Origin of the sequence: Pseudomonas sp. B2M1-30, from assembly GCF_025447575.1 — a bacterium.
In the GTDB taxonomy this organism is placed as follows: domain Bacteria; phylum Pseudomonadota; class Gammaproteobacteria; order Pseudomonadales; family Pseudomonadaceae; genus Aquipseudomonas; species Aquipseudomonas botevensis.
This window is the reverse complement of record NZ_JAOEJT010000006.1, coordinates 1-19,225: the sequence shown is the minus strand read 5'-3', so window position 1 is coordinate 19,225 and position 19,225 is coordinate 1. Positions and strand designations below refer to the sequence as shown.

16 protein-coding genes are annotated in these 19,225 nt (G+C 61.5%); 12 read left to right on the top strand and 4 right to left on the bottom strand.

Going from position 1 to position 19,225, the window contains the following annotated elements; genetic code table 11:
* Positions 1 to 7: 7 nt before the first annotated feature.
* The 10 genes from algG to N8H74_RS13725 all read left to right on the top strand — a co-directional run bounded on the left by algG (position 8) and on the right by N8H74_RS13725 (position 12,397).
* Entirely contained in the window at positions 8 to 1,594 is a 1,587-nt protein-coding gene (algG, locus tag N8H74_RS13770; protein ID WP_262148194.1) for a mannuronan 5-epimerase AlgG, read from the top strand.
* 10 nt (positions 1,595 to 1,604) lie between these two features.
* Positions 1,605 to 3,056: an alginate O-acetyltransferase gene (locus tag N8H74_RS13765; RefSeq protein ID WP_262148192.1), complete on the top strand. Its 1,452-nt coding sequence runs from the start codon at positions 1,605 to 1,607 to the stop codon at positions 3,054 to 3,056.
* Between the two features lie 8 nt (positions 3,057 to 3,064).
* Positions 3,065 to 4,189 (top strand): mannuronate-specific alginate lyase, encoded by a 1,125-nt coding sequence (locus tag N8H74_RS13760; protein WP_262148190.1) that lies wholly within the window; start codon positions 3,065 to 3,067, stop codon positions 4,187 to 4,189.
* 132 nt (positions 4,190 to 4,321) lie between these two features.
* Entirely contained in the window at positions 4,322 to 5,887 is a 1,566-nt protein-coding gene (locus N8H74_RS13755; RefSeq protein WP_262148189.1) for an MBOAT family protein, read from the top strand.
* A gap of 10 nt (positions 5,888 to 5,897) precedes the next feature.
* Complete coding sequence (locus tag N8H74_RS13750; protein ID WP_217832289.1) at positions 5,898 to 7,073, top strand: alginate O-acetyltransferase; 1,176 nt, start codon at positions 5,898 to 5,900, stop codon at positions 7,071 to 7,073.
* Between the two features lie 14 nt (positions 7,074 to 7,087).
* Positions 7,088 to 7,744 (top strand): alginate O-acetyltransferase AlgF, encoded by a 657-nt coding sequence (locus N8H74_RS13745; RefSeq protein WP_262148187.1) that lies wholly within the window; start codon positions 7,088 to 7,090, stop codon positions 7,742 to 7,744.
* 105 nt (positions 7,745 to 7,849) lie between these two features.
* A complete protein-coding gene (locus N8H74_RS13740; RefSeq protein WP_262148185.1) occupies positions 7,850 to 9,301 on the top strand; it encodes a mannose-1-phosphate guanylyltransferase/mannose-6-phosphate isomerase in 1,452 nt (483 codons plus the stop codon).
* Positions 9,302 to 9,542: 241 nt separating this feature from the next.
* A complete protein-coding gene (locus N8H74_RS13735; RefSeq protein WP_217832286.1) occupies positions 9,543 to 10,007 on the top strand; it encodes a multidrug transporter in 465 nt (154 codons plus the stop codon).
* Between the two features lie 35 nt (positions 10,008 to 10,042).
* On the top strand, positions 10,043 to 10,867 hold the full coding sequence (locus tag N8H74_RS13730; RefSeq protein WP_262148184.1) for an SDR family oxidoreductase: 825 nt from the start codon (positions 10,043 to 10,045) through the stop codon (positions 10,865 to 10,867).
* Positions 10,868 to 11,116: 249 nt separating this feature from the next.
* A complete protein-coding gene (locus N8H74_RS13725; RefSeq protein ID WP_262148182.1) occupies positions 11,117 to 12,397 on the top strand; it encodes a hypothetical protein in 1,281 nt (426 codons plus the stop codon).
* Here N8H74_RS13725 and N8H74_RS13720 read toward each other — a convergent pair.
* Genes N8H74_RS13720 through N8H74_RS13705 form a run of 4 tightly spaced genes read right to left on the bottom strand, consistent with a single transcriptional unit; the run spans position 12,385 to position 17,169 of the window.
* A complete protein-coding gene (locus N8H74_RS13720) occupies positions 12,385 to 13,242 on the bottom strand; it encodes an HlyD family secretion protein (protein WP_262148180.1) in 858 nt (285 codons plus the stop codon). The two genes, N8H74_RS13725 and N8H74_RS13720, sit on opposite strands and share 13 nt — an antisense overlap.
* Before the next feature lie 10 nt (positions 13,243 to 13,252).
* Positions 13,253 to 13,453, bottom strand: a complete 201-nt coding sequence (locus N8H74_RS13715; protein WP_015096751.1) for a DUF1656 domain-containing protein — start codon at positions 13,451 to 13,453, stop codon at positions 13,253 to 13,255.
* Entirely contained in the window at positions 13,443 to 15,635 is a 2,193-nt protein-coding gene (locus N8H74_RS13710; protein WP_262148178.1) for an FUSC family protein, read from the bottom strand. The genes N8H74_RS13715 and N8H74_RS13710 overlap by 11 nt, the downstream gene beginning before the upstream one ends.
* A gap of 34 nt (positions 15,636 to 15,669) precedes the next feature.
* Positions 15,670 to 17,169, bottom strand: coding sequence for an efflux transporter outer membrane subunit (locus N8H74_RS13705; protein WP_262148176.1), 1,500 nt, complete (start codon positions 17,167 to 17,169; stop codon positions 15,670 to 15,672).
* Between the two features lie 272 nt (positions 17,170 to 17,441).
* Here N8H74_RS13705 and N8H74_RS13700 point away from each other — a divergent pair, with 272 nt between their 5' ends.
* Together N8H74_RS13700 and N8H74_RS13695 are read left to right on the top strand one after the other, a co-directional pair.
* On the top strand, positions 17,442 to 18,410 hold the full coding sequence (locus N8H74_RS13700; protein WP_217832279.1) for a LysR family transcriptional regulator: 969 nt from the start codon (positions 17,442 to 17,444) through the stop codon (positions 18,408 to 18,410).
* 195 nt (positions 18,411 to 18,605) lie between these two features.
* Positions 18,606 to 19,076: a hypothetical protein gene (locus N8H74_RS13695; protein ID WP_262148173.1), complete on the top strand. Its 471-nt coding sequence runs from the start codon at positions 18,606 to 18,608 to the stop codon at positions 19,074 to 19,076.
* Positions 19,077 to 19,225: the final 149 nt, after the last annotated feature.

Below are 19,225 nucleotides of genomic sequence, written 5' to 3'. Positions count from 1 at the left end.
GCCCGACATGCACAGCAACCGCACAGCCACGTTGAGCCTGCTGGCCGGCGCGATGCTGCTGGCCTCGGCCGGCGCGTTCGCCAACGTGGAACCGGCGGCGCCGTCACCCGGCAAACCGGTGACCGTCGCCAAGGAACTGCAACAGGCCAAGACCTACACCGTCAGCAGCGCACCGACCGAGGCGCTGGAACTGGCGAAACCGAAACTGCCCGACCTCTCCGGCTACACCGCCGAAGCCGCCGCCGCGAAGATCGTGCGCAGCAAACCGGGCAAGCTCAGCGTACGCCGGATGATGCAGGAAGACGCCCTGAAGGACTTCATCGGCGGCGACAACAAGATGGCCGAATGGGTGGTGCGCCAGCACGGCATCCCCCAGGCGATCTTCGTCGACGACGGCTACATGAACCTCAAGGAACTGGCGCAGAAACTGCCCAAGCAGTATTTCAGCGAAACCTCGCCGGGGGTGTATCTGGCGAAGTTGCCGATCGTGGTCGGCCGCAAGGGCATCCTCGAAATCGACGGCCAGACCCAGGAGTTGCGCCTGTCCCAGGAGGCCGGTTCGTTCCTGGTCAACGACGGCCAGTTGTTCGTGCGCGATACCAAAGTCACTGGCTGGCGCGAGAAGGAAAACGGCCCGGCGACCTTCCGCTCACCGAAGGAATTCCGTCCGTTCCTGCTGGCCTGGGGCGGCACCGAGACTTACATCGTCAACAGCAAAATGGCCAGCTTCGGCTACGCCAACAGTAAGTCCTACGGCGTGAGCATTTCCCAGTACACGCCGAACATGGCCAAGGTCCTCAAGCGACCCGAGCCGACCGGCTGGATCGTCGGTTCCGAATTCTCCGACATGTGGTACGGCTTCTACTGCTACGAGACCCGCGACTTCGTGGTCAAGGGCAACACCTACAAGGACAACATCGTCTACGGCATCGACCCGCACGACCGTTCCCACGGTCTGATCATCGCCGAGAACACCGTGTACGGGACGAAGAAGAAGCACGGAATCATCATTTCCCGTGAGGTCAACGACAGCTTCATCTTCAACAACAAAAGCTACGACAACCACCTCTCGGGCCTGGTGATCGACCGTAACAGCGTGAACAACCTGGTCGCCTACAACGAGATCTACCGCAACCACACCGACGGCATCACCCTCTACGAGTCCGCCGACAACCTGCTGTGGGGCAACAAGGTCATCAGCAACAAGCGCCACGGCATCCGCATTCGTAACAGCGTGAACATTCGCCTCTACGAAAACGTCGCCATGGCCAACGGTCTCACCGGCGTCTACGGGCACATCAAGGACCTGACCGACACCGACCGCGACATCAAGCTCGACCCGTTCGACGCACAGGTGTCGCTGATCGTGGTCGGCGGCGAGCTGGCGGCCAATGGCAGCGGCCCGCTGTCGATCGACTCGCCGTTGAGTGTCGAGTTGTACCGCGTGTCGATGCTGGCGCCGACCAAATCCAGCGGCATCAGCTTCAACGGCATCCTCGGCGAGCGCCAGGATGAAATTCTCGACCTGCTGGTGCGCCAGCAGAAAGCCGTGCTGATCGACCCCGTCGAACGCCAGACCGAAATGCAGGACTGAGGATAATTTTATGCACCCACACCTGATCAGATTACTCAGCCTGTCGGCCCTGACCGTGGGCATTCTCGCGGCCAGCACTGGCGCCCGTGCCGATGAAGTCAAAGCACCGTCGTTCAGCGCCGAACCGTGCTGCAGCCTGTGCCCTGCCGCCCACGATGCGAAGAACTACACCACCCGTTATCAGCAGAACTTCACCACGCTGGTGCAGGCGCAGGGCGACTGGCTGTTCCGGACCCAGGAAGACCTGCGCACCGAATTCGATACCACCCCGGCCGGCTACAAGCGCCTGCAACAGTTGCACGATGCGTTCAAGAGCAAGGGCGTGGAACTGGTGATCGTCTATCAGCCGACCCGTGGCCTGGTGAATCGCAACAAGCTCAACCCGCAAGAGAAAGCCGCCTTCGATTACGAGAAAGCACTGGGCAACTACAAGACCATGCTCGGCCGTTTCGCCAGGATGGGTTACGTGGTGCCGGACCTCTCGCCGCTGACCAACGAATCGCTGCCCGACACCTTGCCGGCCCACGATTTCTACTTCCGTGGCGACCAGCACTGGACCCCTTACGGCGCCCAGCGCACGGCGAAAATCGTCGCCGAAAAGGTCAGGCAGATCCCGGCCTTCGCCGACATTCCCAAGCGTGAATTCGAAACCAAGCGCTCCGGGCGCATGGGCAAGACCGGCACCCTGCACAACATGGCCGGGCAACTGTGCGGCACCAGTTACGCGATCCAGTACATGGACCAGTTCACCACCGAGCCGAAGGGCGAGGCCGGTGACGGCGATCTGTTCGGCGATTCCGGCAATCCGCAGATCACCCTGGTCGGCACCTCCCACAGCGGCAAGAACTACAACTTCGCCGGGTTCCTCGAAGAAGCCATCGGCGCCGACATCCTCAACGTCGCCTTCCCTGGCGGCGGTCTGGAAGGTTCGATGTTGCAGTACCTGGGCAGCGACGAATTCCAGAAGACCCCGCCGAAAATTCTCATCTGGGAATTCTCGCCGCTGTATCGCCTCGACCAGGAATCCATTTACCGCCAGATGATGGCGCTGCTGGACAACGGCTGCGAAGGCAAGGAAGCGCAGATGACCGGCAGCGGTACGGTCAAGCCGAACGGCAAGACCGAACTGCTGGTCAACAGCAAGAACCTGAACCTGCAGAACAGCAGCCACCAGGTCGACATCCGCTTCGCCGACACCTCGGTGAAAACCCTGCAAGCCACCCTCTGGTACATGAACGGTCGCCACGAGGACATCAAGATCGAAAAACCGGAAACCTCCGACACCGACGGGCGTTTCGCCTTTGAACTGCGCACCGACGAAGACTGGGCCTCGCAAAACCTGCTGGCCGTCGAAGTCCATGGCCCGGAAACGGGCGGCACGCCACAGAAGGTCGAAGCGAAAATCTGCAAACGCAACGTATTCCCCGGCGCCGGTCAACAAACCGCGCAGCTCGGGCAATGAGGTCTGCCATGCACAACCGAACGATCAAACACTGGCTCGCGCCGTCCCTGCTGACCCTGGCGATGTTCGCCGGAGCGACCCAGGCCGCCGCGCCATTGCGTCCACCCCAGGGCTACTTCGCGCCTGTGGATAAATTCAAATCCGCCGACAAGAGCGACGGTTGCGATGCGATGCCGGCGCCGTACACCGGCCCGCTGCAATTTCGCAGCAAGTACGAAGGCTCGGACAAGGCCCGCGCGACCCTCAACGTGCAGTCGGAAAAGGCTTTCCGCGACACCACCAAGGACATCACCACCCTGGAGCGCGGCACCGCCAAGCGGGTGATGCAGTTCATGCGCGACGGGCGTCCTGAGCAACTCGATTGCACGTTGAACTGGCTCACGAGCTGGGCCAAGGCAGATGCCTTGATGTCCAGGGACTTCAACCACACCGGCAAGTCGATGCGCAAATGGGCGCTGGGCAGCATGGCGTCTTCGTACATTCGCCTGAAGTTTTCCGACTCCCATCCGCTGGCCGAGCATCAGCAGGAAGCGCAGTTGATCGAGGCCTGGTTCAGCAAGATGGCCGACCAGGTGGTGAGCGACTGGGACAACCTGCCGCTGGATAAAACCAACAACCACTCGTACTGGGCGGCCTGGTCGGTGATGGCGACGTCGATCGCCACCAACCGCCGTGACCTGTTCGACTGGGCGGTGAAGGAATACAAGGTCGGCGCCAATCAGATCGACGCCGACGGCTACCTGCCGAACGAACTCAAGCGCCAGCAACGCGCCCTCGCCTACCACAACTACGCCCTGCCGCCGCTGGCGATGATCGCCAGTTTCGCCCAGGTCAACGGCGTGGACCTGCGTCAGGAAAACAATGGTGCGCTGAAGCGTCTGGGTGATCGGGTACTGGCCGGGGTGAAAGACCCGGAGCAGTTCGAGAAGAAGAACGGCAAGGAACAGGACATGACCGACCTGAAAGAGGACATGAAATTCGCCTGGCTCGAGCCGTTCTGCACCCTCTACACCTGCTCGCCGGACGTGCTGGAGAAGAAGCACGGGATGCAGCCGTTCAAGACGTTCCGGCTGGGTGGAGACCTGACCAAGGTCTACGACCCATCGCATGAAAAGGGCAACAAAGGCTCGTAAGACGAATGCAATCCCCCTGTGGGAGCGAGCAAGTCCGCTCCCGCAGCGAAGTGATGTCGCCCACCGGAATTTCACGGGGGGTTTGGGGGGGCTTTGGCCCTTGACTGTTGGTTCAAACATGGAGAGATCGGGATGGTATTTTCATCCAACGTGTTCCTGTTTCTGTTCTTGCCGATCTTTCTCGGCTTGTACTACCTGAGCGGGCAACGCTATCGCAATCTGCTGCTGCTGATCGCCAGCTACGTGTTCTACGCCTGGTGGCGGGTGGACTTCCTTGCGCTGTTCGCAGCCGTCACATTGTGGAACTACTGGATCGGCCTGAAAGTCGGTGCCGCCGGCGTGCGCAGCAAACCGGCCCAACGCTGGCTGCTGCTCGGCGTGGCGGTGGATCTGTGCATCCTCGGCTATTTCAAGTACGCCAACTTCGGCGTCGACAGCATCAACGCGATGATGACGTCGGTAGGCCTTGAGCCGTTCATCCTGACTCACGTGCTGTTGCCGATCGGCATCTCGTTCTACATCTTCGAGTCGATCAGCTACATCATCGACGTGTATCGCGGCGATACCCCGGCCACCCGCAACCTGATCGACTTCGCGGCGTTCGTGGCGATCTTCCCGCACCTGATCGCCGGCCCGGTTTTGCGTTTCCGCGACCTCGCCGATCAGTTCAACAACCGTACCCACACCCTCGACAAGTTCTCCGAGGGCTGCACGCGGTTCATGCAGGGTTTCATCAAGAAGGTGTTCATCGCCGACACCCTGGCGGTAGTCGCCGACCACTGCTTCGCCCTGCAACACCCGACCACCGGCGATGCCTGGCTCGGTGCGCTGGCCTACACCGCGCAGCTGTATTTCGACTTCTCCGGCTACAGCGACATGGCGATTGGTCTGGGCTTGATGATGGGTTTCCGCTTCATGGAAAACTTCAAGCAGCCCTACATCAGCCAGTCGATCACCGAGTTCTGGCGGCGCTGGCACATCAGCCTGTCGACCTGGCTGCGCGACTACCTCTACATCACCCTGGGCGGCAACCGCAAAGGCACGCTGATGACCTATCGCAACCTGTTCCTGACCATGCTCCTGGGCGGTCTGTGGCACGGCGCGAACATCACCTACATCGTCTGGGGTGCGTGGCACGGCATGTGGCTGGCGATCGAAAAAATGCTCGGCCTCAACACCTCACCGCGCAGCCTCAACCCGATCCGCTGGGCGCTGACCTTCCTGCTGGTGGTGATGGGCTGGGTGATCTTCCGCGCCGAGAATCTGCACGTGGCCGGGCGTATGTACGGCGCGATGTTCAGCTTCGGCGACTGGTCGCTGTCGGAACTCAACCGCGCCAGCCTCACCGGTCTGCAAGTGGCGACGCTGGTGGTGGCGTACCTGACCCTGGCGTTCTTCGGCCTGCGCGATCTGTACACCAGCAAGCCACCGGTCAAGACCAAGCCTGAAGTGAACGTGGAAAGCGACGGCCCTGCCGCTGCTCAGCCGGGCGTGATCAAGGCCGCCCCGGGCGAAAACCCGGCGAGCATCCACGAGCCTGGCTACACCGTCGGCGTCGAAGCCCAGGTGCAACCGGCCTACTGGACCGCCGACTGGCCGCGCTATGTGATGCGCGGGCTGATCCTGCTGCTGTTCATCGCCTCGATTCTCAAACTCTCGGCGCAAAGCTTCTCGCCGTTCCTTTACTTCCAGTTCTGAGGGATCTGACATGACCCGCTCATTACGCATGTTCTACATCGCGCTGTTTCTGCTGACCTTGCTGGTGCTCGGTCTGTGGTCGATGCGCAGCTTCTTCGGCTTCAGCACCAACGCCGACGCGACGGTACTCAACGGGCGCTGGACCAAGGCTGTGGAAACCCACTACGACGATGAGTTTCCGATCAAGCGCCTGGGCACCAATCTCTGGGCCGCGCTGGATTTCAAACTGTTCAACGAGGGCCGTCCGGGCGTGGTGCTCGGTCGCGATCAGTGGCTGTACAGCGACGAGGAATTCAATCCGATCGTCAACGAAGAGCTGAACCTGCAAGGCAACTACGCGCTGGTCGAAGGCGTGCGCCAGACCCTGAAAGCCAAAGGCGTGAAACTGGTGATGGCGATCGTCCCGGCCAAGGTGCGCCTGTACCCGGAACACCTGGGTGAAGTGAAACCGGCGAGCATCCACGCCAATCTCTATCAGGACTTCCACGCCCGCGTTGCGGCAGACAAGATCCTCGCTCCCGACCTGCTCAAGCCGTTGCAACAGGCCAAGCAGAACGGCCAGCAAGTGTTCCTGCGCACCGACACCCACTGGACCCCGGAAGGCGCCGAGATCGCCGCCAACACCCTGGCGAAAACCATCGCCGACAAGTTCCCGCTCAGCGGCGAGCCGCAACGCTTCGTCACCACGCCAGCGGAGAAAGTCACGCACAAGGGCGACCTGCGCCTGTTCCTGCCGCTGGATCCGCTGTTCGAAAACCTGATGCCGGCCCAGGAGCCGCTGCAAAAACGCAACACCGTGGCCGCCGCCGAGCAGCCTGCCGGTGACGATGCGCTGTTCGCCAACAGCGAAGTGCCGGTCGCGCTGATCGGCACCAGCTACAGCGCCAACCCCAACTGGAACTTCGTCGGTGCACTCAAGCAAGCGCTGCACAGCGACGTGGTCAATTACGCCGAAGACGGCCACGGCCCGATTCTGCCGATGCTCAGCTACCTGAAAAGCGATGACTTCAAGAACAGCCCGCCACAGGTGCTGATCTGGGAGTTTCCTGAACGATATCTGCCTGTGAACAACGAAATCGGCGACGCCGACCCGCAGTGGGTCGCAGAGCTCAAACAAGCCGGCGCCCGCCAACAAAACGTAGCCATCAACACTAAATCCGAGACGCCCGATCGGGCGCAAAACTGAAAGAGAGGTACACCATGACTTTCACTACAACTCCTCGTCGTCTCGCTAAACGCTTCGCGCTGGTTGCCGGTCTGAGCGTGCTGTCGGTCCAGGCATTTGCCGGTGGCGACGCTGCGCTGTACGGCCCGACTGCACCGAAAGGCTCGACCTTCGTGCGGGTCTACAACGCGAGCAACGCCGAAGTCAGCGCCACCGTCGGCAGCACCAGCCTGAGCGACGTCGCGCCGCTGGCCAGCAGCGACTTCAGCTTCATGCCCGGCGGCGACTACAGCGCCAAGGTCGGCAGCCAGACCTTGCCGGTGAAACTCGCCGGCGACCATTACTACACCCTGGTCAACAACGCTTCCGGGGCGCCGCAACTGATCGAAGAGCCGCCGTTCAAGAACAAGCAGAAATCCCTGGTGCGCGTGCAGAACCTCAGCGACAAGCCGCTGACCCTGAAGACCGCCGACGGCAAGACCGAGGTGGTGCCGAACGTGGCCGCCAAGGGCCGTGGCGAGCGTGAAATCAATCCGGTGAAAGTCAGCCTGGCGCTGTACGAGGGCGACAAGAAAGTCGGCGACGTGAAGCCGGTCGCCCTGGAACGCGGCGAAGCGGCGGTGCTGTACGTCACCGGCACTGGCAGCAGCCTGTCGCCGGTGTGGGTGAAACGCCCGGTGTCGACCCGCTAAGCCTATGAAACCGGGCAGCCATCGCTGCCCGGCACGGAACAACAACAAGAGTGAAACGACACAACGTTCGTGCCTCTAACCAATCGATTCTCAAGGAGTAACAACATGATTCCGGTGATCTTGTCAGGTGGTAGCGGTTCACGTCTCTGGCCGCTTTCGCGCAAGCAATTCCCCAAGCAATTCCTCGCCCTTACCGGCGAACACACGCTGTTCCAGCAAACCCTGGAGCGCCTGGTGTTCGAAGGCATGGACACCCCGATCGTGGTCTGCAACAAGGATCACCGTTTCATCGTCAACGAGCAGTTGACCAACCGTAATCTGGAAACCCAGCGCATCCTCATGGAACCGTTCGGCCGCAACACCGCGCCGGCGGTGGCACTGACCGCGATGATGCTGGTCAACGAAGGTCGCGACGAACTGATGCTGGTGCTGCCGGCCGACCACGTCCTTGAAGATCAGAAAGCCCTGCAACGCGCGCTGGCCCTGGCCACCGTGGCGGCAGAAAACGGTGAGATGGTGCTGTTCGGCGTACCGGCGACCAAACCGGAAACCGGTTACGGCTACATCAAGTCGGTCAACGACTCGCTGCTGCCCGAAGGCGTCAGCCGTGTCTCGCATTTCGTCGAAAAACCCGACGTCAAACGCGCCACCGAATACGTCGAGTCCGGCGGTTATTACTGGAACAGCGGCATGTTCCTGTTCCGCGCCAGCCGCTTCCTCGAAGAGCTGAAAAAACACGATCCGGACATCTACGACACCTGCCTGCTGACCCTGGAACGCAGCGAGCAGGATGTTGACACCATCACTTTCGACGAAGCCACTTTCGCCTGCTGCCCGGACAACTCCATCGACTACTCGGTGATGGAAAAGACCCAGCGTGCCTGCGTGGTGCCGCTGACCGCCGGCTGGAGCGACGTCGGTTGCTGGTCATCGTTGTGGGAAGTCAACGAGAAGGACGCCAACGGCAACGTCAGCAAGGGCGACGTGGTGATCCAGGACAGCAAGAACTGCATGATCCACGGCAACGGCAAACTGGTGTCGGTGATCGGTCTGGAAAACATCGTGGTGGTCGAAACCAAGGACGCCATGATGATCGCCCACAAGGACAAGGTTCAGGGCGTCAAGCAGATGGTCAACACGCTCAACGAGCAGGGCCGCAGCGAAACCCAGAACCATTGCGAAGTCTATCGTCCGTGGGGCTCCTACGACTCGGTGGACATGGGCGGGCGTTTCCAGGTCAAGCACATCTCGGTCAAGCCGGGCGCGTGCCTGTCGCTGCAGATGCACCACCACCGCGCGGAACACTGGATCGTGGTCAGCGGCACCGCCGAAGTGACCTGCGACGAGAACGTGTTCCTGCTCTGCGAGAACCAGTCGACCTACATCCCGATCGCCTCGGTGCATCGCCTGCGCAACCCGGGCAAGATCCCATTGGAGATCATTGAAGTGCAATCGGGCAGCTACCTGGGTGAAGACGACATCGAGCGTTTCGAAGACATCTATGGTCGCTCCACGCCGATCGAACGTGGCGTGTCGGTGAAAACCATCGCCCAGTGATCGCGCTGTGTTAAAGCCCCCGGCCCCGCCGCTGCGTCCCCTATCCGCAGTGGTGGGTCCGGGGGCTTTTTTTATCCGGACGGCCTCTTCGCGGGCAAGCCCGACTCCCACAGACACCTCCCCCGTGGGAGCAGGGCTTGCCCGCGAAGGCGTCTTGACAGACACCTCCGAAGCACAGCCCATCGCCAACCTCACCTACGCTTAGGTAGGATGCCCCTCTATCCCTGCGAGGTTGTGCGAAATGTTCATCGGCGTCTTGCTGGTCATCACCTGGCTGATCCTGTTGCTGCGCTATCCGGCCAAGGCCTTGCCGGTGTCGATGGCTGCCGCTGTCGGCCTCGGGCTGGTAGCGATGTGGGTGGTGTGGCTGGACAACCGCGAGATCAAGCAACTGGCGCGTCTTGAACTGCGCATCACCTACGCTCCCGAACAGTGCCCGGCGGATCGTCCGCTGTTGCTGAAGATGAATAACGGCAACGATGTGCCGCTGACTGAACTGCGCTGGCGCATCGCGGCCTACGCGCCCGGCGACACGGTCAATCTGGCCGACAATCAATACGCCGCGCCACGCTATCGCGGCCCGGGCGAATTGCAGGCCGGTGGCAACTGGGACGACTGTTTGCCCCTGCCGCCGCTGCGCCCCGGCTACCGTCCGCAAACCCTGGAGTTTCGCGCCGAGCGATTGCAGGGTAGTTTCTCCGACTGATCCTTTTCCCCACTCTTTTGCACAAGGAATGCGCCATGCCCGTTGCGTTGATTACCGGTTGTTCCAGCGGCATTGGCCGCGCCCTGGCCGACGCGTTCAAGGTTGCCGGTTATTCGGTCTGGGCCACGGCGCGCAAGCCTGACGACGTCGCCATGCTGGCGTCCGCCGGCTTCACCGCCGTGCAACTCGACGTCAACGACGCCGGGGGACTGGAACAGCTCGCCGAGCGCATCAACCAGCAACATGGCGGCCTCGATGTGCTGATCAACAACGCCGGTTACGGCGCCATGGGGCCGCTGCTCGATGGCGGCGTCTCGGCCATGCAGCGCCAGTTCGAAACCAACGTGTTCTCGATCGTCGGCGTGACTCGCGCCATGTTTGCGGTGCTGCGCCGGGCCAAGGGACTGGTGGTGAATGTCGGCAGCGTGTCGGGGGTTCTGGTCACACCGTTCGCCGGCGCCTACTGCGCCTCGAAAGCGGCGGTGCATGCCTTGAGCGATGCGTTGCGCATGGAACTGGCACCGTTCGGCATCCGGGTGATGGAAGTACAGCCCGGCGCGATTCAGTCGAGCTTCGCCAAGAATGCCGGAGCCGAGGCCGAGCAACTGATCACCGAACAATCGCCGTGGTTTCCACTGCGCGAAGGCATCCGCGCACGGGCCAAGGCCTCCCAGGACAAACCGACACCGGCCAGCGAGTTCGCCGCCGAACTGCTCAAAGCCGTGCAACAGAGCAAGCCGCCACGGCTGATCCGCATCGGCAACGGCAGCCGCGCGCTGCCGCTGCTGGCGACACTGCTGCCAAAAGGCTTGCTGGAATCGACGTTGATGAAGCGCTTCGGCTTGCGCGGGCAACTCTAAGACCGCGTTATCGTTCTTCGCGGGCAAGCACGGCTCCCAACAGGATCGCGTCGCCCGCTTCCACTATCTCATTGCATCTCCGGCCGCCGGTACTCCCCTCGACTCGCCTGTGTCAACTGTCAGAGTTGTCAGTTATGGCCGGGGGGGCCAAGGCGTAGAGTCGGTCGCGCGAGGGATCGGCACCGGGCGGTCCTCGGCTGGCCGATTTCACTTCATCTCCCGGCGACCACTCCTTGAGGGGAAACGGACATGAAGACTGATACGTTGACGGGTGCACCCGGTAGTCGTGATGAACATTGGGGGCCGAACAAAGACGGACGAATATTCATAAAAGACGTGTTTGATGATGGTCAGTCCGACGCTCGTCAGGCCCAGGGTGCCTTGATACTTGACGATGGCAGTACGTTGATTGCCACCACGATGATGGAAGCCGGCTTGCCACATTTCTCTATCGCCAAACTCAACGCTCTCGGAGAACTGGATGAGCGCTTTGGGCGAAAAGGATTTCTCACAGAACTCTTCGCGCCCGATCTTTCTGCGAAAGCTGGCGAGATGGTTCAGGGAGCGGATGGGCGCATCTATATGTTCGGCGGCTCAAAAGCACCAGATTCTCTGGATACCGAAATGGCGGTTTTATGCTTCGACGAGACAGGCAAGCGCATCGAAGACTTCGGGACCAACGGGCAAATCATCATAGAAAAAAAGGTCAATGATCGCGTTTTCCATGGGCATTTACCGGGTCGCATCCGGGTCCTGCCAGATGGCAGTCTGCTTGTCGTCGCCAACGGTGCTATTGGCCCGTCTCGCGTCACAAGGGGTTACCTGATGAAGTTCGATGCCCGTGGCCGGCCCGTGACGTCTTTCGGTAACAATGGCGTTGTCGACATAAACCTGCCCTACGAAGCAGTCACTACCTTGAAGGACGTGTGCGTCTTGAGCGACGGTCGAATTCTTCTGGCAGGCTACGCTCACGCCAAATCATCCCGGTTCTCTGGCGGTTTACTCTCCATGCTGAACCAGAACGGTTCGACCAATCTGATCTTTGGCGGCGACCCAAATACCCCCGGCTTTCGACTATTCGCCAAGGCAGACAGCAACGTCAGTCTGAACGCCGTCACTGAGCGCGAACCTGGCAAATACCTGGCGGCGGGCAGCATTGGCGGAGTCGGGGCAACTGACGCCATCGGTCTGTTGCTGGGCTTCGACAACCAGGGCAAAAACGATCCCGAATTCAATGCCGGCGTTGCGCTGGAGGGGGCCGTCAGCCCAAGTCATACGACCGGCTGGGACGCACTGTTCACTCACGGCCCAAATATTTACGCAGCCGGTGGCTACGACCTCCTGCTCGCGTCACTGACGCCTGACGGTAAACTCAATCCCAGGTTTGGCACGGGTGGCGTTGTTGGAGAGTTCATGTCAGGCGCTGCTAACGCACTCCTGCCGTATTCATCAGACCGGTTGCTCTATGTATGCAACGTCATTGGATTAGGTGGAGTCTCTGGGGTTTTTTATCGCTACTACCGAGCCTGACCGACCACCACCGTACACGTAATCCCCGCCGCCAGTACGACACCTTCCGGCACCTCATCGATGTGAATCCGCACCGGCACGCGCTGGGCCAGGCGTACCCAGTTGAAGGTCGGGTTCACATCGGCGATCAGCTCGCGGCTTTCCGGGTTGTCGCGGTCGTAGATGCCGCGCGAGATGCTTTCGACATGGCCCTTGAGGGTTTCGCCGCTCATCAGCTGCATGTCGGCCTGGTCGCCCACACGCACGTGGGGCAGTTTGGTTTCTTCGAAGAAGCCGTAGACCCAGAACGAGTTCATGTCGACCACGGCCATTTTCGCTTCGCCGATGCGCGCGTAGTCGCCGCGATGGACGTTGAGGTTGGTCACATAGCCGTCCACCGCCGCGCGCACTTCGGTGCGCTTGAGGTTGAGTTCGGCGGCTTCCAGTTGCGCCTGGGCCTGTTGGTAATCGGCCAGCGCCGAGTCGGCGATGTTACTGGCGTCGTCGCGGTTTTCCTTGGAGATCACCAGGTTGTCGAGGTCGGCGCGGCGATGGGCGTTGACCTTGCGCATCTCCCAGGTGGCCTTGCGTGAAGCCACCAGCGACTGCGCCTGTTTCACCGCCAGACGATAGTGCTCAGGGTCGATCTGCATCAGCAGGTCACCCTTCTTCACCAACTGGTTGTCGCGTACCGGTACGTCGACCACTTCCCCGGTAACGTCGGCGGCGACGTTGATGATGTCGGCCCGGACCCGCCCATCACGGGTCCACGGCGTGTTCATGTAATGCTCCCACAAGGTCCGGCCGATCCACAGCGCCAGGGCCAGCACCAGCAGGGTCGCGAGCAGGCTGAAAAACTTTTTCATCGGAACGTTCTCAACGGTAGACAGTCAGCGCCATCGCGCCGAACAGACAGGTAAACAGGCTCAGGCGCAGCAGCGCCGGGTGCCAGAAGAAGCGGTACAGATCGAACCCGGACAGGAACCGGTCCAGCGCCCAGGCCAGCGCCGCAGCGATGAAAAACATCAGGGTCATGGTCGGCATGTACACGCCGTGGAAAGCGATCTCACGAGGCATGGGCAAGTCCTTCGGGTTTGGCGACAACGTAGGCGGACAGCGGCGATTGCGGGTCGAGCAGTGAGGTACGGATGAAGTGCAGGTAGCTCTTCACCCGGCGCAACGCCGAGGTGTCGAAGTGCGGCGCGAACGGCTCGTCGGTGGCCTGCACCCGGCTGATGGCGTGATCGACGGCGACCAGCGCGCGTTCCAGATTGCTCGCGTTCGGTTGCAGGAACAGCCGCACCAGCGCCCGGCCCATGACGCGGATTGCCTGACGCCACGGCTGCGATTCGGCGTACGCCGGATGCACCGGCAGGATCGCCTGTTCCTTGCGCAATTCGATGATCGCGTGACCGATCTCCAGCACCACGAACATCCAGCGCAGCAGGTTTTTCTGCACCAGCGGCTGACCGGCCGCCAGGCCATAGGCCTGGTGCAGCAAGTCGCGGGTACGACTCTCGAAACTCGACGCCAGGCCCTTGAGCTTGCCGCTGATCGCGTACACCACTTGCCCGCGCAGATCCTGCTCCAGACGCTTCCACAACCAGCGGCTGTTCGGCGGCAGAATGATCGCCCCCGCCGCCGCGCAGACCAGCATGCCCATGACCATGGCGATGTAGTCATTGATGAAGTTGTAAGGGTTGTAGATGGTCAGGTTGTCCGGCACCGAACCGGTACTGAAAAAGATCAACAGGCCGAGGCCGACCCCGGCGTATTGCGGACGCGAAGCGAGGAACGAGCCGAGCACGATCACCGGCGCGAGCATCACGCACAACAGTGGAAAACCATCGATCCACGGGAAGATGAAAAACATCTCGACGAAGCCGATCAGCGCCCCGAGAAACGTCCCGCACGCCATCTGGAACGCCATGCGTTTCGGGTTCGGCGTCGCAGCGGAAAGGCCTACGGTAGCGGCGGCAATCAGGGTCATGGTCGCGCCGCTCGGCCATGCGGTCGCCACCCAGTAACTGCCGAGCACGATGAGAATGAAAGACGCGCGAATCCCCGAAGCGGCGGCAGCCCACCAGTTGGTCTGCGGAGTGAACGGCTCGTCCCAGCGCTCGCGCTCGTGGCGGTGATCGGCCAGAGAGGCGTGGGTCTGCGCATAACCGTGCAGGTCATCGACGAAGCGATAGAGCAGCTCATACGCGGTGTGAAAATCCAGCAGCTCGGCATCGCTCGGCGCACGTTCCTGGAAGGTCGCCCGCAGGCTGCGCACCCGCGCCGGCAGGCCTTCCTTGTAGGCCGTCAACGCCACCACCAGTCGTGCCGCATCCGGGCTGGTCAGGGCGCGACCGCTGAAGCCGTCGAGCACTTCGGCCAGGTCCTGCAAGCCCGGTCTGATCGCCGTCTCCACCTGCTCGGCGCCGTTGCGGCGCAGGCGTTCGAGCAACTGATGCAAGGCGTTGAAACGGGTGGTGATGCCCATGAATTCGCTGTTCAAACGGCTGAGCCGACCATTGCGCCGGCGCATGTGCGGGTCTTCGAACACGGTCACGCTGCGCAGCCCTTCCAGCCCTACCGCTTCAGCGATGAAGCGCACGTTGCTGGCTTCGAACGACTCCGCTTTGCTGCGCCCGCGCAGACCATCGGTGACGAACAGCGCGAACACACCGAAGCGCTGATACAAGGCGTTGCGCATCGCCGCACTGGCGGTCTGCGGCAGGATCGCGGCGCTGACCAGGGTCGAGCAGAGAATCCCCAGAGAGATTTCCAGCACCCGCCACACCGCCGCCATGAACGCGCCGTCAGGATGCGCCAGCGCCGGCAGGCCGACCATCGCCGCCGTATACCCGGCCAGCACAAAACCATAGGCGCGAAAGTTGCGACAGCGCGCGGCACCGGCCGAGCAGATACCGACCCAGATCGCCAGCGAACCGAGGAACAGTTCGGTGTTCTGCGCGAACAGCGAAATCAGCGTGACCATCATCGCCGACCCGGCCAGGGTGCCGAGGAAACGATAGAAACTCTTGGCGAACACCTGACCGCTCTGCGGCTGCATGACGATGAACACGGTGATCATCGCCGTGCGCGGCTGCGGCAGTTCCAGGCGCATCGCCAGCCACAGGGTCAGGAACGCGGCAATCAACACCTTGAAGATGTAGACCCAGGTCACGCCATCGCTGCGTGCCCAGTCGAAGAAACCCCGGCGCCACTCCAGGGAGTAGAGCCAGCGCAGGGGGGCGGGCAAGGGAGTCATGAAGTTCTGCTCAGAAAAATCCGTGGGAGCGAGTTCACCGCAAGAGCGCCGGGGTTTTCGGGACGGCGGTCTGTTCGGTGGTCGGCACATCGTTACCGGCACCGAGGCCACCGCCGAGCGCGGTCACCAGTTCGGCATGGGCACTCAAGCGCGCGGCCTGTACCCGCTGCTGCACCTGCTGCTGCTTGAACAACAGGGTCTGGGCGTTGAGCACGTTGAGGTAGTCGGTGAGGCCGCGCTGATACGCGACCATCGCGATGTCGTAGGTTTTCTGCGCGGTCGCCACCGACTCGGCGGCGAATGTCTGTTGCTTGTCCATCGACTCGCGGCGGATCAACTGATCGGAGATGTTCTTCAACGCATTGACCAGGGTCTGGTTGTAATGCGCCACGGCGATGTCATAGCCGGCGGAGGCTTCACCGAGTTCAGCGCGCAAGCGGCCGCCGTCGAAGATCGGCAGGGAAATCGCCGGGCCGACGTTGTAGTTGAGCTTCTTGCCCGTCAGAAACTCCAGCGCTCCACCGCCGGTCGCCATGTAGCCGAGGCTGCCGACCAGATCGACGTTGGGATAGAACCCGGCATGCGCCACATCGATCCCGCGCGCCTGCGCCGCCACTTGCCAGCGGCTGGCGACCACGTCCGGACGCTGGCCGAGCAATTCGGCGGGCAGGGCTGACGGCAGTTTCAGCGCGGCCCCGAGGGACAGGGTCGGACGCTGCAACTGCGCGCCCTCCCCCGGCCCCTTGCCGGCCAGCGCCACAATCTGGTTGCGGCTCAGGGCAATTTCCTCGTCCAGCGCATCCAGTTGCCGATGGGTTTCCGGCAGCGGGGTTTCGGCCTGACTGACTTCGAAATGCGTGCCGATCCCGCCGTTCAGGCGCTTCTGCGCCAGGTCGAGAATCTGTTGCTGCTGCTTGAGCGTCGCGGCAACGATGTCGCGCTGGGCGTAATGCAACGACAGTTCGATGTAGGCGCGCACGATGTTGTTCTGCAATTCGAGCTGCGCCAGCCGCGCTTCAGCGGCGCTCATGTGCGCCAGATCGACCGCGCGCTCGCTGGCATTGCTCTCCCGGCCCCAGAGGTCGAGGGCATAACTGAAGCCCAGGGCGGCGTTGTTGTCCCAGGTGGTGGTGTTGGCCAACTCGCCAGGGCCGTAGAACTGATCGGTCGGCCAGTTGTGGCGCTTGAGGGTCGACTCGCCATTGATCTGCAACGACTCGGCGGCTTCGGCAACACCGGCCATGGCCCGGGCCTGACGCACCCGCGCGGCCGCCATCGCCATGGTCGGGCTGCCTTGCACGGCGAGGTCGATCCAGTGATTGAGCTGGGGGTCGCCGTAAGCCTGCCACCAGCGGGCGGTGGGCCAGTTTGCATCACGGGCGGCGTGGGCGATGGCGTCGTCGGTGGCCAGGGCGTTGGCCTCCAGGGCCTTGCCCTGCGGGGCAATTCCTCCGGTTCCGATGCAGCCGCCAAGACCCAGGGTAAAAGCCAGAACACTGAGCGGCAAAAGCGCTCTGTTGATGCGACGCGGCACAGCTGCGGATTCCTGAGAAAGGGATGGATCGAGACCCTGTGGGAGCGGGCTTGCTCGCGAAAGCGCTTTCGCATTCAACATTGATGTCGATCAATACGCGGCTTTCACAAATGGCCCGGCTCAACAACGGCGCAATTCTAGGGGGCGCCCCGAACCACGATAAGCTGGGATTTCTGCGAATCTTTGTTACGGTTAACGAGATAATCCTTAAGTCTGGGGTTCAGCCCCTGAAACTTCGTGTCACAATTTGCCATCTCCCTTGAGAGCACCCCATGGACACATTGCAAAACATGCGCGCCTTCAGTTGCGTGGCCGAAGCCGGCAGCTTCACTGCCGCCGCCGTGCAACTCGACACCACCACCGCCAACGTCTCGCGCGCGGTCTCCAATCTGGAAGCCCACCTGCAAACCCGCCTGCTCAACCGCACGACCCGGCGCATCGCCCTGACCGAGGCCGGCAAGCGCTACCTGCTGCGCTGCGAGCAGATCCTGGCCTACGTCGAAGAGGCCGAAGCCGAAGCCAGCGACGCCCACGCACGCCCGGCCGGGCAATTGAAAGTGCACACCATGACTGGCATCGGCCAGCACTTCGTCATCGACGCCATCGCCCGCTACCGCAAGACCCACCCGGACGTGACCTTCGACCTGACCCTGGCCAACCGCGTGCCGGACCTGCTCGACGAGGGCTACGACGTGTCCATCGTGCTCGCCAGCGAACTGCCGGATTCCGGCTTCGTCTCGCAGCGCCTGGGCATCACTTACAGCATCGTCTGCGCCTCCCCGGCTTACGTGAAAGCCAACGGCTGCGCGCAAAAACCCAGCGACCTGCTGAACCACGCCTGCCTGCGCTTGGTCAGCCCGGTGATCCCCCTGGAAAAATGGGCCTTCGACGGCCCGGAAGGCCAGGAAATGGTCACCATCAACAGCTCACCCTTCCTGGTGAACTCCGCCGATGCGATGAAAACCGCGATCATCAGCGGCATGGGCATTGGCGTGCTGCCGGTGTACGCCGCGATCGAAGCCCTGCGCAATGGCTCGCTGGTACGGGTCATGCCCAACTACCGCTCGCAGGAGCTGAACCTGTACGCGATCTACCCGTCGCGCCAGTACCTGGACGCCAAGATCAAGACCTGGGTCGAGTACCTGCGGGGCTCGCTGCCGGAGATTCTGGCGGCGCATCAGGCGGAACTGGCGGCTTATGAACTGAGCGGGAGCATGGGTGGGGTTCGGGTGGCGAACTGACTTTTGCTGGTTTGACTGAAGTGCTGATCTGCCAGCCGACAAGGGTCTGGCTGGCAGGCAATCAGCGCGAAGTCATTTGTTTTCAGGTGGCTGCAATAGCCAATCATTCTAAATGACCTGTCAGAACTGACAGTAGTTGCGACCGTGTTTGCGTGTCATGTTTGTCTCCTCACCCATCAGCTGAGATTACATAACATGACGAGTAAAGCATTGGACGCTTTCGATCAACCCCATCAACCCTCTGCATCCGGAGCGTTTGTTTTCTCTATCCCTGGTTACGGCAAGGAAAATTTCAATCTTGGCGTTCGAACTTTCTATCACCAGCGCGACATAGTCGTGGTAGTGGGTGAGGGAGAATATGACGCCCGCGCAAGACTCATATGCTCAATGGTTTTTCCCGACAGCATAGAAAATAAAAAATACTTCTTCGGACAAGCAGGAGCCGCCGAAGTACCAACCGTCTCGCGCCTGAGCGGCGGCACTCAGATGTACTACAACTCTTACCGCGATCAGGGATACATCACCATCATCAGGTTCGATCCTGTTAAGGGAGAGTTTGATGCTGAAGGTAACTTTACTTTTTACGACCATCACGACAGCAAGAGAGACTTTCAAGTCATTTTCAAAATCAGCACAGCGGGCATGATTGAAAGGCCGGGCGAGTAGTCTCAAATGTTTTTGAGCAGACCTGCAGACACCCTCTCACCAAAACCCGGTCGGCCCGAAGGCCGCCTCCATGGGCAAGCCCACTCCCACAAAAGCAAAAGCAAAAGCCGTCCACCTCCGCCCTTCACCACTCAACACAATGAGCGTTA

What these genes read in the sequence shown, in the direction of transcription:
- N8H74_RS13700 (WP_217832279.1), top strand. Translation starts at nt 17,442, where the DNA reads ATGGACACATTGCAAAACATGCGCGCCTTCAGTTGCGTGGCCGAAGCC.
- N8H74_RS13740 (WP_262148185.1), top strand. Translation starts at nt 7,850, where the DNA reads ATGATTCCGGTGATCTTGTCAGGTGGTAGCGGTTCACGTCTCTGGCCG.
- N8H74_RS13735 (WP_217832286.1), top strand. Translation starts at nt 9,543, where the DNA reads ATGTTCATCGGCGTCTTGCTGGTCATCACCTGGCTGATCCTGTTGCTG.
- algG (WP_262148194.1), top strand. Translation starts at nt 8, where the DNA reads ATGCACAGCAACCGCACAGCCACGTTGAGCCTGCTGGCCGGCGCGATG.
- N8H74_RS13750 (WP_217832289.1), top strand. Translation starts at nt 5,898, where the DNA reads ATGACCCGCTCATTACGCATGTTCTACATCGCGCTGTTTCTGCTGACC.
- N8H74_RS13755 (WP_262148189.1), top strand. Translation starts at nt 4,322, where the DNA reads ATGGTATTTTCATCCAACGTGTTCCTGTTTCTGTTCTTGCCGATCTTT.
- N8H74_RS13720 (WP_262148180.1), bottom strand. Translation starts at nt 13,242, where the DNA reads ATGAAAAAGTTTTTCAGCCTGCTCGCGACCCTGCTGGTGCTGGCCCTG.
- N8H74_RS13730 (WP_262148184.1), top strand. Translation starts at nt 10,043, where the DNA reads ATGCCCGTTGCGTTGATTACCGGTTGTTCCAGCGGCATTGGCCGCGCC.
- N8H74_RS13695 (WP_262148173.1), top strand. Translation starts at nt 18,606, where the DNA reads ATGACGAGTAAAGCATTGGACGCTTTCGATCAACCCCATCAACCCTCT.
- N8H74_RS13725 (WP_262148182.1), top strand. Translation starts at nt 11,117, where the DNA reads ATGAAGACTGATACGTTGACGGGTGCACCCGGTAGTCGTGATGAACAT.
- N8H74_RS13715 (WP_015096751.1), bottom strand. Translation starts at nt 13,453, where the DNA reads ATGCCTCGTGAGATCGCTTTCCACGGCGTGTACATGCCGACCATGACC.
- N8H74_RS13760 (WP_262148190.1), top strand. Translation starts at nt 3,065, where the DNA reads ATGCACAACCGAACGATCAAACACTGGCTCGCGCCGTCCCTGCTGACC.
- N8H74_RS13710 (WP_262148178.1), bottom strand. Translation starts at nt 15,635, where the DNA reads ATGACTCCCTTGCCCGCCCCCCTGCGCTGGCTCTACTCCCTGGAGTGG.
- N8H74_RS13745 (WP_262148187.1), top strand. Translation starts at nt 7,088, where the DNA reads ATGACTTTCACTACAACTCCTCGTCGTCTCGCTAAACGCTTCGCGCTG.
- N8H74_RS13765 (WP_262148192.1), top strand. Translation starts at nt 1,605, where the DNA reads ATGCACCCACACCTGATCAGATTACTCAGCCTGTCGGCCCTGACCGTG.